Annotated in this window: 16 protein-coding genes; 9 read left to right on the top strand and 7 right to left on the bottom strand. The window is 70.6% G+C overall.

The annotated features are described in order from the left end of the window. The first annotated feature begins 54 nt into the window (after positions 1–54). From ABCR94_RS22775 to ABCR94_RS22755, 5 genes are all read left to right on the top strand, one after another. Positions 55–849, top strand: coding sequence for an enoyl-CoA hydratase family protein (locus tag ABCR94_RS22775; protein WP_347121671.1), 795 nt, complete (start codon positions 55–57; stop codon positions 847–849). Beyond that, the gene (locus ABCR94_RS22770; protein WP_347121670.1) at positions 846–1,703 is read left to right on the top strand and encodes a CoA transferase subunit A; all 858 of its coding nucleotides are present in this window, start codon (positions 846–848) and stop codon (positions 1,701–1,703) included. The genes ABCR94_RS22775 and ABCR94_RS22770 overlap by 4 nt, the downstream gene beginning before the upstream one ends. 89 nt (positions 1,704–1,792) lie before the next feature. Next, positions 1,793–2,527 (top strand): CoA-transferase subunit beta, encoded by a 735-nt coding sequence (locus ABCR94_RS22765; protein WP_347122021.1) that lies wholly within the window; start codon positions 1,793–1,795, stop codon positions 2,525–2,527. Further along, a complete protein-coding gene (locus tag ABCR94_RS22760) occupies positions 2,527–3,594 on the top strand; it encodes an NAD(P)H-dependent flavin oxidoreductase (protein ID WP_347121668.1) in 1,068 nt (355 codons plus the stop codon). The genes ABCR94_RS22765 and ABCR94_RS22760 overlap by 1 nt, the downstream gene beginning before the upstream one ends. Positions 3,595–3,622: 28 nt before the next feature. Continuing rightward, positions 3,623–4,561, top strand: a complete 939-nt coding sequence (locus ABCR94_RS22755) for a tyrosine-protein phosphatase (RefSeq protein WP_347121666.1) — start codon at positions 3,623–3,625, stop codon at positions 4,559–4,561. A gap of 51 nt (positions 4,562–4,612) precedes the next feature. Here the strand turns inward: ABCR94_RS22755 and ABCR94_RS22750 are convergent, their stop codons facing one another. From ABCR94_RS22750 to ABCR94_RS22730, 5 genes are all read right to left on the bottom strand, one after another. Next, a complete protein-coding gene (locus ABCR94_RS22750) occupies positions 4,613–6,229 on the bottom strand; it encodes a DEAD/DEAH box helicase (RefSeq protein ID WP_347121664.1) in 1,617 nt (538 codons plus the stop codon). Positions 6,230–6,317: 88 nt separating this feature from the next. After that, complete coding sequence (locus ABCR94_RS22745) at positions 6,318–6,521, bottom strand: cold-shock protein (RefSeq protein ID WP_015607926.1); 204 nt, start codon at positions 6,519–6,521, stop codon at positions 6,318–6,320. A gap of 198 nt (positions 6,522–6,719) precedes the next feature. Beyond that, entirely contained in the window at positions 6,720–7,877 is a 1,158-nt protein-coding gene (locus tag ABCR94_RS22740) for an acetyl-CoA C-acetyltransferase (RefSeq protein ID WP_347121661.1), read from the bottom strand. A 30-nt stretch (positions 7,878–7,907) separates the two neighbouring features. After that, the gene (locus ABCR94_RS22735) at positions 7,908–8,519 is read right to left on the bottom strand and encodes a TetR/AcrR family transcriptional regulator (protein WP_347121660.1); all 612 of its coding nucleotides are present in this window, start codon (positions 8,517–8,519) and stop codon (positions 7,908–7,910) included. A 33-nt stretch (positions 8,520–8,552) separates the two neighbouring features. Then, positions 8,553–9,374 (bottom strand): SDR family oxidoreductase, encoded by an 822-nt coding sequence (locus ABCR94_RS22730; protein ID WP_347121659.1) that lies wholly within the window; start codon positions 9,372–9,374, stop codon positions 8,553–8,555. Between the two features lie 44 nt (positions 9,375–9,418). Between ABCR94_RS22730 and ABCR94_RS22725 the strand changes: the two genes are divergently transcribed. The 3 genes from ABCR94_RS22725 (at position 9,419) to ABCR94_RS22715 (ending at position 13,213) form a co-directional block, all read left to right on the top strand. Beyond that, complete coding sequence (locus tag ABCR94_RS22725) at positions 9,419–10,585, top strand: acyl-CoA dehydrogenase family protein (protein ID WP_347121657.1); 1,167 nt, start codon at positions 9,419–9,421, stop codon at positions 10,583–10,585. Next, on the top strand, positions 10,585–11,571 hold the full coding sequence (locus ABCR94_RS22720; protein ID WP_347121655.1) for an acyl-CoA dehydrogenase family protein: 987 nt from the start codon (positions 10,585–10,587) through the stop codon (positions 11,569–11,571). The genes ABCR94_RS22725 and ABCR94_RS22720 overlap by 1 nt, the downstream gene beginning before the upstream one ends. A 121-nt stretch (positions 11,572–11,692) precedes the next feature. Beyond that, positions 11,693–13,213 (top strand): FAD-dependent oxidoreductase, encoded by a 1,521-nt coding sequence (locus ABCR94_RS22715; RefSeq protein WP_347121653.1) that lies wholly within the window; start codon positions 11,693–11,695, stop codon positions 13,211–13,213. Here ABCR94_RS22715 and ABCR94_RS22710 read toward each other — a convergent pair. Continuing rightward, complete coding sequence (locus ABCR94_RS22710) at positions 13,194–13,763, bottom strand: HutD/Ves family protein (protein WP_347121652.1); 570 nt, start codon at positions 13,761–13,763, stop codon at positions 13,194–13,196. The two genes, ABCR94_RS22715 and ABCR94_RS22710, sit on opposite strands and share 20 nt — an antisense overlap. Further along, positions 13,760–14,476, bottom strand: coding sequence for a VWA domain-containing protein (locus tag ABCR94_RS22705; RefSeq protein WP_347121651.1), 717 nt, complete (start codon positions 14,474–14,476; stop codon positions 13,760–13,762). Before ABCR94_RS22705 ends, ABCR94_RS22710 begins: the two co-directional genes overlap by 4 nt. 434 nt (positions 14,477–14,910) lie before the next feature. Here ABCR94_RS22705 and ABCR94_RS22700 point away from each other — a divergent pair, with 434 nt between their 5' ends. Next, the gene (locus ABCR94_RS22700; RefSeq protein WP_347116969.1) at positions 14,911–16,029 is read left to right on the top strand and encodes an IS630 family transposase; all 1,119 of its coding nucleotides are present in this window, start codon (positions 14,911–14,913) and stop codon (positions 16,027–16,029) included. Positions 16,030–16,031 lie beyond the last annotated feature (2 nt).

Raw genomic sequence — 16,031 nt, 5'->3', positions numbered from 1 at the left:
GCTGCTACCTTCCGTACCTAACAAATGTTTGGTGGAAAGGTAGCTGATCCGCTCATGGGTGTCTCCACCTCAAGCCCGGACAACGGCATCCGCGTCGTCACGGTCGACTTCCCGCCCGTCAACGCGCTTCCCGTACAAGGCTGGTACGACCTCGCCGACGCCGTCCGCGGCGCGGGCCGCGATCCGGACATCCGCTGCGTCGTCCTCGCCGCCGAGGGCCGGGGCTTCAATGCGGGCGTCGACATCAAGGAGATGCAGCGCGACCCCGGCCACAGCGCCCTCATCGGCGCCAATCACGGCTGCGCCGAGGCCTTCGCCGCCGTCTACGAGTGCGAGGTGCCCGTCGTCGCGGCGGTCAACGGCTTCTGTCTGGGCGGCGGCATCGGTCTGGTCGGCAACGCGGACGCGATCGTCGCGTCCGACGACGCCACCTTCGGGCTGCCCGAGCTGGACCGGGGCGCCCTCGGCGCCGCAACGCACCTCGCCCGCCTCGTCCCGCAGCATCTGATGCGCACGCTGTACTACACCTCACGCACCGTGAGCGCGCAGGAGCTGCACCGGCACGGCTCGGTCTGGCAGGTCGTGCCGCGCGCCGGACTGCGCGAGGCGGCCCTGGGCCTGGCGCGCGAGATCGCACGGAAGGACGGCTCGCTCATCCGGCTGGCCAAGGCCGCGATCAACGGCATCGACCCGGTGGACGTACGCCGCAGTTACCGCTTCGAGCAGGGCTTCACCTTCGAGGCCAACCTCAGCGGCCTCGCCGACCGCGTCCGCGACACCTTCGGCAAGGACAAGGCCAACGACAGGGCCAAGGACCTCGCCAAGGACCTCAAGGAGGCAACGCCATGAGCGGCCAGACCGACAAGACGCTTCCCGCAGATGAGGTCGTCTCCCGCCTCCACAGCGGCATGACCATCGGCATCGGCGGCTGGGGCTCGCGCCGCAAGCCCATGGCCCTGGTCCGGGCGCTGCTGCGGTCCGAGATCACCGACCTCACCGTGATCACGTACGGCGGCCCCGACGTCGGCCTCCTGGCCGCCGCCGGAAAGATCCGCAAGCTGGTCACCGCGTTCGTCACCCTCGACTCGATCCCCCTCGAACCGCACTACCGCACCGCCCGCCAGAACGGCGCCTTCGAACTCACCGAGATCGACGAGGCGATGTTCATGTGGGGGCTGCACGCCGCCGCGAACCGGCTGCCGTTCCTGCCCGTCCGCGCCGGACTCGGCTCGGACGTGATGCGGGTCAACCCCCAGCTCCGTACCGTCACTTCGCCCTATGAGGACGGTGAGGAGTTCGTCGCCGTACCTGCCCTGCGCATGGACGCGGCCCTGGTCCACATGAACCGTGCCGACCGGTTCGGCAACGGCCAGTACCTGGGCCCCGATCCGTACTTCGACGACCTCTTCTGCGAGGCGGCCGACTCGGCGTACGTCTCCTGCGAGCAACTCGTCGACACCGCCGAACTCACCAAGGACGCGGCCCCGCAGACCCTCCTGATCAAGCGCCACGTGGTCACCGGGGTGAGCGAGACGCCGAACGGCGCGCACTTCACTTCGTGCGCCCCCGACTACGGCCGTGACGAGGCCTTCCAGCAGCTGTACGCGACCACCCCCTGGCCCGAGTTCGCCGAGCGCTTCCTGTCCGGTGACGAGCAGGCCTACCAGTCGGCCGTGCAGGCCTGGCACGAGGAGCAGAAGTGAGAACAGCACCGAGCACACCGGGCACGGCTGACGGCACGGCTGCCCGTACAGCTGCCGGTACGGCTGCCGTCACCCGCGCCGAGTACTGCGTGATCGCCTGCGCCGAGGCCTGGCGCGACAACGGCGAGGTGCTGGCGAGCCCCATGGGCACCATCCCCGGCATCGGCGCCCGGCTCGCCAGGCGCACCTTCTCCCCCGACCTCCTGCTCACCGACGGCGAAGCGCTGCTCGTCGGCCCGGACGGCGCACCGGAGGGCTGGCTCCCGTACCGCCAGCACCTCGCCATGGTCACCGGCGGCAGGCGGCACGTCATGATGGGCGCCAGCCAGGTCGACCGCTTCGGCAACCAGAACATCTCCTGCATCGGCGACTGGGCCCGGCCCACCCGACAGCTGCTCGGCGTGCGCGGCGCGCCCGTCAACACCCTGAACAACCCGACGAGTTACTGGGTACCGAAGCACTCCACCCGGGTGTTCGTCGAGAAGGTCGACATGGTGTGCGGCGTCGGCTACGACAACGCCGCCGCCGCAGGTCCCAGCGCCACCCGCTACCACCGCATCCCGCGCGTCGTCAGCGACCTGGGCGTCTTCGACTTCGACACCCCCGACCACTCGATGCGCCTCGCGTCGCTGCACCCGGGCGTCACGGCGGAGCAGGTCCGCGAGGCGACCGGTTTCGACCTCACCGTCCCCGCCGATACCACCCCCACCGATACCGTCCCCGCCGGCGTGCCCTTCACCCGCGAGCCCACCCCCGCCGAACTGCGCCTGATCCGCGAGGTCCTCGACCCCGAGAGCCTGCGCGACCGGGAGGTCAGGGCCTGATGGAGACCGCACTCACCCGGCTCACCGGCATCAGATACCCCATCGTCCAGACCGGCATGGGCTGGGTCGCGGGCCCGCGCCTGGTCTCCGCCGCCGCCAACGCGGGCGCGCTGGGCATCCTCGCCTCCGCGACCATGACCACCGACGGGCTCCTGCACGCGGTGCGCGAGGTCAAGTCCCGTACGGACGCGCCCTTCGGCGTCAATCTGCGCGCCGACGCGGGCGATGCGCGTGAGCGCGTACGGATCGTCATCGACGAGGGGGTGAAGGTGGCCTCCTTCGCACTCGCACCGTCCAGGGACCTGATCGCGGAACTGAAGGACGCGGGGGTCGTCGTCATCCCGTCCATCGGTGCGCGCCGGCACGCGGAGAAGGTCGCGGCCTGGGGCGCGGACGCCGTGATGGTCCAGGGCGGGGAGGGCGGCGGACACACCGGCGAGGTGGCAACAACCGTGCTGCTCCCCCAGGTTGTCGACGCCGTCGACATCCCAGTGATCGCCGCGGGCGGGTTCTGCGACGGCCGCGGCCTGGTCGCCGCGCTCGCGTACGGCGCCGCGGGCATCGGCATGGGCACCCGCTTCCTGCTCACCTCCGACTCGACGGTCCCCGACGCCGTGAAGGCCAAGTACCTCGCGGCGACCGTCAAGGAGGTCACGGTCACCACGGCCGTCGACGGCCTCCCGCACCGCATGCTCCGCAGCGATCTGGTCGACTCCCTGGAGCGGGCGGGCCGTACGAGAGCACTGGCACAGGCCGTGCGCCGGGCCGCTGGTTTCAAGAAGATCTCCGGCCTGAGCTGGACCGCGATGGTCCGTGACGGCCTGGCCATGAAACACGGCAGGGACCTCAGCTGGAGTCAGGTCCTGCTGGCCGCCAACACCCCGATGCTGCTCAAGGCCTCCATGGTCGACGGCCGCACCGATCTCGGTGTGATGGCGTCCGGCCAGGTGGCGGGGCTGATCGATGATCTGCCGTCCTGCGCACAGCTGGTGGCACGTGTCATGGCAGAAGCGAACGAAACACTCGAACGATTCCAGGCGCTCCGCACCCTGCCGACAGCAGGGTGATTCCTTCTCCCTCACAGGAGTGGTCCACATGAGCCGTGCCCGAATCCGCCCGGCGACCGGAGCGGTCCTCGCCGCTCTCGCCGCTCTCGCCCTCGGAACGCTGCCCGCCCCGGCGCTCGCCGTGGCGCCGGCCGCAGGGCCGGCCCCCGCCGCCCAGCGTCACCTCGGCGAGGAGATCCGCCAGGTCCCGCTGGTGGGCGCGGTCAACGTCCGTGACGTGGGCGGCTATCGCACGTACGGCGGCGACACGGTCCGCCACGGGCAGGTCTACCGCGCGGACGCGCTGAGCAAGCTCACCGACGCGGACGTCGTCACACTCTCCCGGCTCGGCCTGAAGAAGGTCGTCGACTACCGGGTCCCGGTCGAGGTGCAGTACGACGGTGTGGACCGGCTCCCCGCCGGCCTCACCCCGGTCTCACGCCCGGTCACCGACAACGGCCTGTTCACGCAGTTGCTGACCGTCATCGGCTCCAGGGACCCGGTCAAGCAGGAGGAGATGCTCGGCGGCGGCCGGGCCGCGGCGTTCATGCGGGAGGTCTACCGGACGTTCGTCACGAGCCCGGAGAACCGGGCCAGGTTCGGGGCGACCCTGCGCGACATCGCCGACAGCGACCGCGACGCCCCGCTGCTGTACCACTGCACGTCGGGCAAGGACCGTACGGGCTGGACGAGTTACCTGCTGCTGCGCGCGCTCGGTGTCCCGTCACAGACGGCCGAGCGCGACTACCTGGCGTCCAACACGTATCGAGCGGCGTACGACGCGAAGGTCCGCGCCGGCCTCAAGCAGGCCGGGCTGATGCAGAACCCGGATCTGCTGATTCCGCTCCAGGAGGTACGTACGGACTACTTGCGCAGCGCTCTCGACCGGGTGGCCGCCGACTACGGCGGCCTGCACCACTATCTGGGCAAAGGCCTGGGCCTGGACCTCCGCACGATCGCGAAACTCCAGGCCCGGCTGCTGCGCTGAGAAGGCTGCTGAGAAGAACTACGGCTGCAGCACAACGCCGCGTCTGTGGCGCTACGCCGCAGCGCGGCTACCGCCCTGCGCGCCCGTCCCCGGGCGGCCACGACGGCCACGGCTCCGGGTGCCCGGGGCACGCTCGCCCTGGGGCGCCCGTCCGCCGCCGCCCTGCTCGCCCTGGCCACCACGGCCGCCGGTCTGGGCGCGCTCGCCCTGAGGACGGCCGCCGCCCTGACCGCCACGGCCACTGGCCGTACGGTTGCCGCCGCTCGCACGGCCGCCGCCCTGCGGCTTGCGCTTGGGCTGCGCCTGCTGCTGCTGCGGGATCTCGACGATGATCGCCACGCCGGAGGGCTCGCGCGCACCGGTGATGCGGGCCAGCTCCTCGTCGCTGGACTTGACCCTGGCGGTCTGCGGGCTGATGCCGGCGTCGGACATCAGCTTGGTCATCTCCCGCTTCTCGTCGGGCAGCACCAGCGTGACCACGCTGCCGGACTCACCGGCGCGGGCGGTACGGCCGCCGCGGTGCAGGTAGTCCTTGTGGTCGGTGGGCGGGTCCACGTTGACGACCAGGTCGAGGTCGTCGATGTGGATGCCGCGGGCCGCCACATTGGTGGCGACCAGCGCGGTGACCTGGCCGGTCTTGAACTGGTCGAGCGTCCGGTTGCGCTGCGGCTGCGAACGGCCGCCGTGCAGCGCCGCCGCCGGTACACCACTGGCCAGCAGGCGCTTGGCGAAACGGTCCGCGGCGCGCTTGGTGTCCACGAACATGATCACCCGGCCCTCGCGGGCCGCGATGCGGGTGGCCACGGCCTTCTTGTCGGTCTCGTCCGCGACGTACAGCACGTGGTGCTCCATCGTGGTCACCGCGCCCGCGGACGGGTCGACGGAGTGGACCACCGGGTCGCTCAGGAACATCTTCACGAGCCGGTCGACGTTACGGTCCAGGGTCGCCGAGAACAGCATCGTCTGCCCGTCCGGCTGAACCTGCTTGAGCAGCGCTGTGACCTGCGGAAGGAAGCCCATGTCGGCCATCTGGTCGGCCTCGTCGAGGACCGTGATCGAGACCTGCGACAGGTTGCAGTCGCCGCGCTCGATGAGGTCCTTGAGGCGGCCGGGGGTGGCCACGAGCACGTCGGTGCCGCGGCGCAGCGCGGTCGTCTGCCGGGTGATCGACATACCGCCGACGACCGTGGCGGTCCGCAGGTTCACGGCGGTCGCGTACGGCGTCAGGGCGTCGGTGACCTGCTGTGCGAGCTCCCGCGTGGGCACCAGGACCAGCGCGAGGGGGCTGCGCGGCTCGGCGCGCTGTCCCGCGAGGCGGGTCAGCAGCGCGAGGCCGAAGGCAAGGGTCTTCCCGGATCCGGTGCGCCCGCGGCCGAGGATGTCGCGGCCCGCGATCGCGTTCGGCAGGGTCGCGCCCTGAATCGGGAAGGGCTCGGTCACACCCAGTGCCGCCAGGGTCTTGAGCAGGGCTGCGGGCATGTCGAGGTCTGCGAACTGCTCGACGGCCGGCAGCGCCGGGGTAATGGTCTCCGGCATCGCGAATTCACCCTGAAGGGGGGTGGACCGACGGGCGGGTCCCTTTGCGGGGGCCTTGCCCTGGGCCTTCGAGGGGCGATTGCGAGCGGGACGGGCTGAGCGAGCGGCGGCCGGGCGTTCGGAGCGAGTCATTCGGGAATTGCCTTCCTGGGGACAGCACAAGCCGGGGCCCGCACCTTCACGGTGCGGGCCCCGGCCAGGAGGTAACGCGTCGCGGCGATTAGGCCGGGACGATGTTCTCCGCCTGCGGGCCCTTCTGGCCCTGCGTGACGTCGAAGGAGACCTTCTGGCCCTCCTGGAGCTCACGGAAGCCCTGGGTGGCAATGTTCGAGTAGTGGGCGAAGACGTCGGCGCCGCCGCCGTCCTGCTCAATGAAGCCGAAGCCCTTTTCCGAGTTGAACCACTTCACGGTTCCAGTAGCCATGTCATTCTCCTATAAAAAACTGGGGCAGATCCGGAAATCCGCACTGTACGGATTCCACGTCGCCGCAATTAGCCCCATCCGGAGAACCGGAAAACAAAATGCGCCTGATGGAAGCATTCCCGTCAGGCGCACATAATGTTTATGGGTACCAAAACTGCAACTCGCCCAGCTTAGCACGACAGCGCCGGAGCACCAGCTCTACAGACGTTCGATGATGGTGACGTTCGCCTGTCCGCCGCCCTCGCACATCGTCTGCAGCCCGAACCGCCCGCCCGTACGCTCCAGTTCGTGCAGGAGCGTCGTCATGAGCTTCACGCCGGTCGCGCCGAGCGAGTGTCCGAGCGCGATGGCGCCGCCGTTGACGTTGACCCGCTCCGGGTCGGCGCCGGTCTCCTTCAGCCAGGCGAGGACCACCGGCGCGAAGGCCTCGTTGATCTCGACCAGGTCGATGTCGTTGATCGACATCCCGGTCTTCTTCAGGGCGTACGCCGTCGCCGGGATCGGCGCGGACAGCATGCGGATCGGGTCCTCGGCGCGCACCGACAGGTGGTGGATGCGGGCGCGCGGGGTCAGCCCGTGCTCGGCGACGGCCCGCTCGGACGCGATGAGCATCGCCGAGGCTCCGTCGGAGACCTGCGAGGAGCAGGCCGCGGTGATGGTGCCGCCCTCCATGACGGGCTTGAGACCCGCCATCTTCGCCAGCGTCGTGTCGCGCCGCGGCCCCTCGTCCACCGTCACGTCGCCGTGCGCGACGGTCTCCCGCTCGAAGCGGCCCTCGTCGATCGCGCGCAGCGCCCGCTGGTGCGAGCGCAGCGCGAACTCCTCCATGTCGAGGCGTGAGATGCCCCACTTGCGGGCGATCAGTTCGGCGCCGTGGAACTGGTTGACGGGCCGGTCGCCGTAGCGCGCCCGCCAGCCCGCGGAGCCGGCGTACGGCCCCTCGGTCAGGCCCAGCGGTTCGGCGGCCTGGCGCGAGGCGAAGGCGATGGGGATCTGGCTCATGTTCTGTACGCCGCCCGCGACGACCAGGTCCTGGGTGCCGGACAGCACCCCCTGCGCGGCAAAGTGCACGGCCTGCTGCGAGGAGCCGCACTGCCGGTCGATCGTCACGCCGGGCACTTCCTCGGGCAGCCCGGCCGCCAGCCACGCTGTACGCGCGATGTCGCCGGCCTGTGGTCCGACGGTGTCCAGGCAGCCGAAGACGACGTCCTCGACTGCGGCCGGGTCGACGCCGGAGCGCTGGACCAGGGCCTTGAGGACGTGGGCCCCGAGGTCGGCCGGGTGGACGGCCGACAGGCCGCCCTTGCGCCGGCCGCCCGGGGTGCGTACCGCTTCGACGATGTAGGCCTCGGCCATGGCTGCTGCTCCTTGGATTCCTTGGATGCGTTACGTACGCAGGGCGATTCCGTCCAGGACCATCGACAGGTACTGGCGGGCGATCTCCTCGGGGCTGTGCTGTCCGCCGGGCCGGTACCAGGACGCGGCGACCCACACGGTGTCGCGGACGAAGCGGTACGTGAGGCGGACGTCGAGGTCGTCGCGGAAGACCTGGGCGGCAACTCCGCGCTCCAGCGTCCCCAGCCAGGCCTTCTCGAACTTCTGCTGCGAGTCGGTGAGGTAGTGGAAGCGGGGCTGCGAGGCCAGGTGCCTGGATTCCTTCTGGTAGATGGCGACGGCGGCGCGGTGCCGGTCGATCTCGCGGAAGGACTCGGTGACGAGGGCCTCGATGGTCTCCCTGGGGCCGAGACCGGCGGCGAGCACGGTGTCGTACCCGTCCCAGAGCTCGGTCAGGAAGGACGACAGGATCTCGTCGAGCATCGATTCCTTGGAATCGAAGTGGTAGTAGAGGCTGCCGGCGAGCATGCCGGCCTCGTCGGCGATCTTCCGGACGGTGGTGGCGTTGTAGCCCTGGGCGGCGAACACCTCGGCGGCGGTGTCGAGCAGTTCGCGGCGCCGCTCGGGCGAGGCGGTCACCTGGGGTTTTTTCTTGGTAGGCACCTGTCCATTGTCGTCCCGGTGGCGGGCCACCTCCTAGGCATGCTGGCTGCTGACGGACACCGTTTCGCCCGTCATGTAGGAGGAGTAGCCGCTGGCGAGGAAGACGATGACATTGGCGACCTCCCAGGGTTCGGCGTACCGGCCGAAGGCTTCGCGGGCCGTCAGCTCTTCCAGGAGTTCGGGGGTGGTGACCTTCACCAGATGCGGGTGCATGGCGAGGCTGGGGGCCACGGCGTTCACGCGGACCCGGTACTCGGCGGCCTCGACCGCCGCGCACCTGGTCAGTGCCATCACACCGGCTTTCGCGGCGGCGTAGTGGGCCTGGCCCGCCTGGGCGCGCCAGCCGACGACGGAGGCGTTGTTGACGATCACTCCGCCGCGCTCCGCGTCCTTGAGCAGCCGCAGCGCCGCCCGGGTACAGCGGAACGTGCCGTTCAGCGTCACGTCGAGGACCTTCGACCACTGCTCGTCGGTCATGTCGACCAGTGCGCAAGTGCCGCCCAGGCCCGCGTTGTTGACGATGATGTCGAGGCCGCCGTGTCGCGTCACGGCCGCTTCGAACAGTGCCTGGACCTGGGCCTCGTCCGTGACGTCGCAAGGGATCGAGGTGACGGCGTCCGCCCCGAACTCCGCCGCGAGCACCTCCTCGCTCTCCTTCAGCCGCCGCGCGTGCGTGTCGCTGATGACGATCCGCGCGCCCTCCTCCAGGAATCTGCGGGCGGTCGCCCCGCCGATCCCGGCTCCGGCCGCCGCGGTGATGACGGCGCCGCGCCCCCGGAGCAGGCCGTGCCCCGGTACGTACTCGGGTGCGCTCGGCACATATCCCGGTGCGCTCGGCTCCTCGACGCTGCTCATGGCCGTACGTTAACCTACCAAACACTTGTTAGGGAAGGATGAGGATGTCTATCGAAGGCCTGCGCACGGACCTGGACTTCACCCCGGACGAGGACGCCTTCCGGGCCGAGGCGCGGGCCTGGCTCGCCGCGCATGTGCCCGCCGAGCCGCTGCCGTCGCTGGAGACCGAGGAGGGTTTCGCCGCGCACCGGGGGTGGGAGGCGCGGCTGGCCGCGGACCGGTGGTCGGTCGTCTCCTGGCCCGAGGAGTACGGCGGCCGGGGCGCCGACATCTTCAAGTGGCTGATCTTCGAGGAGGAGTACTTCGCGGCGGGCGCGCCGGGCCGGGTCTCCCAGAACGGCATCAACCTCCTCGCGCCCACCCTCTTCGACCACGCGAGCGCCGAGCAGCGCGCCCGGCTTCTGCCGTCGATGGCGAGCGGCGAGGTCATCTGGGCACAAGCCTGGTCCGAGCCCGAGGCCGGCTCGGACCTCGCGTCCCTGCGGTCGACCGGCGAACGCACCGAGGGCGGCTGGCTGTTGTCCGGCCAGAAGACCTGGTCGTCGCGGGCCGCCTTCGCCGACCGCGCCTTCGGCATCTTCCGCACCGAACAGGGCACACCCAAGCCGCATCAGGGCCTGACGTACCTGATGTTCGACCTGTCGGCGCCGGGTGTGACCGTGCGGCCCATCGGGCGTCTCGACGGGAAGCCCGCGTTCGCCGAGCTCTTCCTCGACGGGGTCTTCGTGCCGGACGCGGATGTCGTCGGGGAGCCGGGGCAGGGCTGGAAGGTCGCCATGTCGACAGCGGGCAACGAGCGCGGGCTGACCCTGCGCTCCCCCGGCCGCTTCCTCGCCGCCGCCGACCGGCTGGCCCGGTTGTGGCGTACGCACACGGATCCGGCGGACACGGCCATGCGCGACCGGGTCGCGGACGCGGTGATCGGCGCTCGCGCGTACCAGCTCTTCACGTACGCCAACGCCTCACGCTTCGCGGCCGGAGCGACCATCGGCGCCGAGTCGAGCCTGAACAAGGTCTTCTGGTCCGACTACGACATCGCGCTGCACGAGGCGGCGCTCGATCTGCTCGGCCCGGACGCGGAGTTGGCCGACGGCGAGTGGGCCGAGGGGTATCTCTTCTCGCTCGCGGGCCCCATCTACGCCGGTACGAACGAGATCCAGCGCGACATCATCGCCGAGCGCCTGCTCGGCCTCCCGAAGGGCCGCCGCTGATGCGTTTTCTACTCACCGACGAGCAACGGGAGTTCGCGCGCTCGCTCGACGCGATGCTGTCGGCCGCGGACACGCCTGCTGTCGTACGGGCCTGGGCGGTCGGGGACCACGGTCCTGGCCGGGCGCTGTGGTCGCGGCTGGCCGACGCGGGGGTGTTCGCGCTGGCGGTGCCCGAGGTGTACGAGGGCGTGGGCCCGCTACCGGTCGAACTGGCCGCCGCCTACACCGCTTTGGGGCGACACGCGATGCCGGGCCCGGTGGTCGAGACGGCGGCCGCCGGGGTGCTGCTGGGGGCACTGGGCGAAGCGGGGCAGGCCCTCGCCAAGGAGTGGCTGCCTTCGCTGGCGTCCGGGCGGCGCATCGCCTCCCTGAGTCTCGGCGGTTACGCCCTGGACGCCGACTCCGCCGACGCGGTGTTCGTCGTCCAGGGCGACGAGCTGCGGCTGGCCGCCGCTCCGGGAGCGCTGCGGGCGTCCGCCGATCCGGCGCGGCGGCTGTTCCGCCCTTTGGGCGGCGGGGAGTTGCTGGCGAGCGGCCCTGCCGTGCGCGAGGCCGCGGCGCGCGCAGCGGACTGGGCCACCTTCCTGACGGCGGCTCAGGCACTGGGGGTGGGTGAGGCGCTGTTGGCGCGGACGGTGGCGTACACCAAGCAGCGCACGCAGTTCGGCGCGCCGATCGGCTCCTTCCAGGCGGTCAAGCACCGGCTGGCCGACACTCTGATCGGCCTCGAATTCGCCCGGCCCCTGCTGCACGGAGCGGCGCTCGCCCTCGAAGCCGGCTCGCCCCGGGCCGGGGCGCATGTCGCGGCGGCAAAGGTGGCGACGGGCGAAGCGGCGTACGCCGCGGCCCGCGCCGCACTCCAGCTGCATGGCGCGGTCGGCTACACCCAGGAGCTGGATCTCTCCCTGTGGCTGCGGAAGGCACGCCCGCTGCGGGACGCATGGGGGACGCCTTCGGAGTGCCGGGGGCGGGTGCTGGCCGACTGAAGGGGACAACACACCACACTCGCCAACGCCTGTAGGCCAACGCACGTTGACATGAAGACAGCCGCCGCCCTACATTGGCCAACAAGCGTTGACCGGCTCGTGTTGGCATCAGGAGGTCGCCATGAACGGCACCACATCGCACCGCAGTGTCCGCGACGTCATCGTCGCCGGAGCGGGCCCCACCGGACTACTGCTGGCCGGTGATCTCGCCGCGGCGGGCGTCCCCGTCACCGTGGTCGAACGGCGCCCCGCGGGCATCAGCAATCTGACCCGCGCCTTCGGTGTGCACGCCCGCACCCTTGAGCAGCTCGACGCCCGGGGCCTCGCGGACGAGCTCATCGCGACGGGGCAACCCCTCACCGAGATGCGGCTCTTCGACCACCTCTCCCTCGACCTGTCCGAACTGCCCTCCCGCTTCCCGTACTTGCTGATCACTCCTCAGTACGAGGTCGAGAGGCTGCTGTTGCGGCGGGCCGAGAAGAACGGCGTGACCTTCCTGTACGGGACCGAGGTGACCGGCATCGTGCAGGGCGAAGCGAGTGTGGACGTAGAAGTCAGATACGAGGACGACTCGACCGGCACGCTGACCGGTGCGTACGCGGTGGGGGCCGACGGGGTGCGCAGCGCCGTGCGTAAGGCTCTGGGCCTGCCCTTCCTCGGCCACTCCGTCATCAAGTCGATCGTCCTGGCCGACGTACTGCTGGAGCAGGAGCCGAGCAGGACCGTGGCGGTCAGGGGTGTGGGCGACGCCTTCGGCTTCGTGATCCCGTTCGGGGACGGCTACTGGCGGGTGGGCGGCTGGGACCGTACGTCGAGCGATGTGCCCGACACCGAGCCCACCGACCTCGAAGAGCTGCGCTCCATCGCCGTGCGCGCCTTCGGCAGCGACTTCGGGATGCACGAAGCCCGTTGGATGTCCCGCTTCCACAGCGACGAGCGCCAGGTGCCCAGTTATCGGGTGGGCCGGGTGCTGCTCGCGGGGGACGCCGCGCACACCCACTCCCCGGCGGGCGGCCAGGGCATGAACACCGGCATCCAGGACGCCGCCAACCTCGGCTGGAAGCTGGCGGCCGTGGTCAACGGGTGGGCGCCGGAGGGGCTGTTGGACACGTATCACGCCGAGCGGCACCCGGTCGGGAAGGCGGTGCTGCGCAGCAGTGGCGCGATCGTACGGCTGGCAATGGCGCACAATCCGGTCCAGCGCGCGCTCCGCTCCGCGCTGAGCCTCCTCGTCGGACGGGTGCGGCCGGTGGGCCGCCGCGCCCTCGGCCAGGTCACCGGCCTCGGGTATGCCTACGGCGGCCCACGCGGCGCCCACCGGCTCACCGGCAAGCGCGTCCCGGACGTCGAGCTCAAGAGCGGCCGGCTCTACGAGGCACTGCGTGCGGGCAAGTTCGTCCTCATCACTCCGGAGATCACTCCGCAGGGCCAGGGCGGGCCGGACCATGCAGGGACGGGCCGGGAGGACCGGCTCGTCGTGACGCGGTGGACGAGCGACCGGCGCACCACGCTCCTCGTCCGCCCCGACGGTCACGTCGCCTGGGCGGCGGACGAGGCGGACGCCGGGGCGATCCGGGCCGCGCTGACCGAGTGGACCGGACCACGGAACGCCGACGCGGGGGTCACGGACAGCGGATCGTGATGACCGCCGCGCGCCCCTCGGTCTCCAGGATCCCCGGCCATCCGGTCGCCACGGCGACGTCGTAGCGGTCGAGAGTGACGCACTCGCTCACCAGGCGCGCCGGGGCATCCAGGGCGACGACCAGGACCGTACTGCCGGCGGGCACCAGCAGCGGCAGGCCGCCGCGCACGACGGAGACGAGCACGGCCATGCCGCCTCGGTCCCTGCGGTGCATGACGTTCAGGTTCACGACGGGCCCGTCGAGGAGGCGGCCCTCGGTGGGTACGTCGCCGGGGAAGCGGTGGGGCGTATCGCGTACGTCGACGAGGTGCTGTCGGCCGCCGACCGTGAGCTCCATGCCCGCGCCCTCGACCACGGTCAGGGTCCGGTCGACGCCGGGGAAGGCGGAGAACGGGCCGTCGACAGCAACGTCCGCGAGGCTCACGCGCCAGGCGAAGTCGTCGATCCCGGCGCTCTCGGGCCAGGCCGCGATCTCACGGGTGACGCCGCCGCCGTTCTTCCAGGGGACGGCGGCCAGGTCGGCCGCTTTCAGCACCCGCAGATCGGTCATCGCACGATACCCAGGGCCCGGGCGGCCTTCAGCCAGTCGGGGAACTCCCGTACCAGCCGGTCGTACAACACGGCGTTGGGGACCTCGCGCGGGTCGAGGCCCGCATGGAAGAAGCCCGCGTTGTCGACGGGCCGCTTGGCTGGGACGGGGAGCTCGTCGAGCTTGTGGAGGAAGTCGAACTGCGAGCTGCGGGTATTGCCGAAGCCGATGAACTGCCAGAAGATCGGCAGCCTGGCCGCCTTGCACAGGTACCGTTCCGCGGCGACCTTGTTGATGGGCCCGCCGTCGGTCTGGAAGATGACCAGGGCGGGGTCCTGGGCCCCGCTGTCCAGGTAGTGGCCGATCACCTCGTCCATGGCTAGGTGGTAACTGGTCTTCCCCATGTGCCCGAGCCCGGCGGCAATGGCATCGACCCGGCCCCGGTGGTTCTCCAGCGCGATGTCGGCCACGGCGTCGACGTCGGTCGAGAAGAAGATGACGGGAACGATGCCGTCGTCGTCGAGATGCGCGGAGAGGCCGAGGACCTGGTCGGCGAGGGCCTGGACCGTGCCGTCCTTGTAGTAGTCGCGCATGGAGCCGGAGTAGTCGAGAACCAGATAGACCGCTGCGCGCTGCCCCTTCAGCCCGTGCTTCTTGAGCGAGACGCCCGCGCTCTTGTAGAAGCTGACGAGCGCGGGCGCCGTCTCCTCCACCTTCTGGAGACTGATGGCCATACGGAGACTCCGTCGGGTCGATGCGGGCGCGGTGTGGGGGAGTTCAGAGGTTACGTGACATGCCCTGCGCCTGTGGCGGGCTGATCCCCTACCCGCCCATTCCCGAAACCGGGGGCAAGCCCCCGGACCCCCCGGACCCCCGGGACGCCCTGCGGGCGTGTCCTCAAATGCCGGACGGGCTGAGAGCTTCCCGGATGCTGCGCAGCGCCGCAGGCAACCCGCACCGCACCCGTCGAAGGATCGGCCACCCGGCCCGGAACGCGCCGCGGCGCCTGCCGTATTCCGGTCGGGGAATGGCAGGCGCCGCGGCTAGTGCGTTGGCCACGAACGTTCGCCGGGTCTGGCGACACGCTGATCGATGTTTAGGGTGCTGGGGTCGGTCGGCTTCACTCTGGATGCAACGTAGTTGTTGTTGAGGATGAGTGAGGTCGCAGATGGCAGAGCCGGTCAGGGCGCGACGGTTGACTGATCAAGAGGGGCAGAGGCTGCAGCAGATCGTTCGGCGGGGCCGCCACGAGTCCGTGCGGGTGCGTCGGGCACTGATCATCATGGCGTCGGCGTCGGGGACCACCGTGACGGCGATCGCGCAGTTGGTCGCCGCGCACGAGGACACAGTCCGGGACGTGATCCACGCGTTCAACGAGGAGGGCCTGGCCGCGCTGGACCCTCGGTGGGCGGGAGGCCGTCCCCGCCTGATCAGCGATGACGAACGCGAGTTCATCATCGCGACGGCCCGGACCCGCCCGGTCACGCTGGGACGTCCCTTCACGCACTGGAGCCTTCGCAAGCTCACCGACTACCTGGCCCGCAACCGGGTGAGGACGGTGAAGATCGGCCGGGAACGGCTGCGGCAGATCTTGCGCGAGAACGGGATCTCCTTCCAGCGGACCCGCACCTGGAAGGAGTCCAAGGATCCCGACAAGGACACCAAACTCGACCGCATCGAGCACGTGACCAGTCGTTTCCCGGACCGGTGTTTCGCCTTCGACCAGTTCGGCCCGCTGTCGATCCGCCCCTGCCACGGCTCCGGCTGGGCCCAGGAGAAGAAACCGGACCGGCTGCCGGCCACCTATCACCGCACCCACGGCATCCGGTACTTCCACGGCTGCTATTCCCTGGGCGACGACCAGCTGTGGGGAGTGACCCGCCGCCGCAAGGGCGGTGACCACAGCCTCTCGGCGCTGAAGTCGATCCGGGCCGCTCGCCCCGACGGCGCCCCTGTCTACGTGATCATGGACAACCTGTCGGCGAACAAGACCCCGACCATCCGGACCTGGGCGAAGAAGAACAAGGTCGAGTTGTGCCTGACGCCGACGAGCGCGTCGTGGGCCAACCCGATCGAGGCGCAGTTCGGGCCCCTGCGCAACTTCGTCATGGCCAACTCGAACCACCCCAACCACACCGTCCTCGCCCGCAAGCTCCAGGACTACCTGCGGTGGCGCAACGCCAACGCGCGGCACCCCGACGTCCTGGCCGCCCAGCGCCGCGAACGCGCCAAGGTCCGCAGCGAACGCCAGCAACGCTGGGGCCACCCACGCCCCAAGGCCGCATGACC

It is taken from the genome of Streptomyces changchenzhani, from assembly GCF_039766235.1.
Classification (GTDB): domain Bacteria; phylum Actinomycetota; class Actinomycetes; order Streptomycetales; family Streptomycetaceae; genus Streptomyces.
Note: the sequence above shows the minus strand (reverse complement) of the source record. Positions and strands in the feature narration are given on the sequence as shown.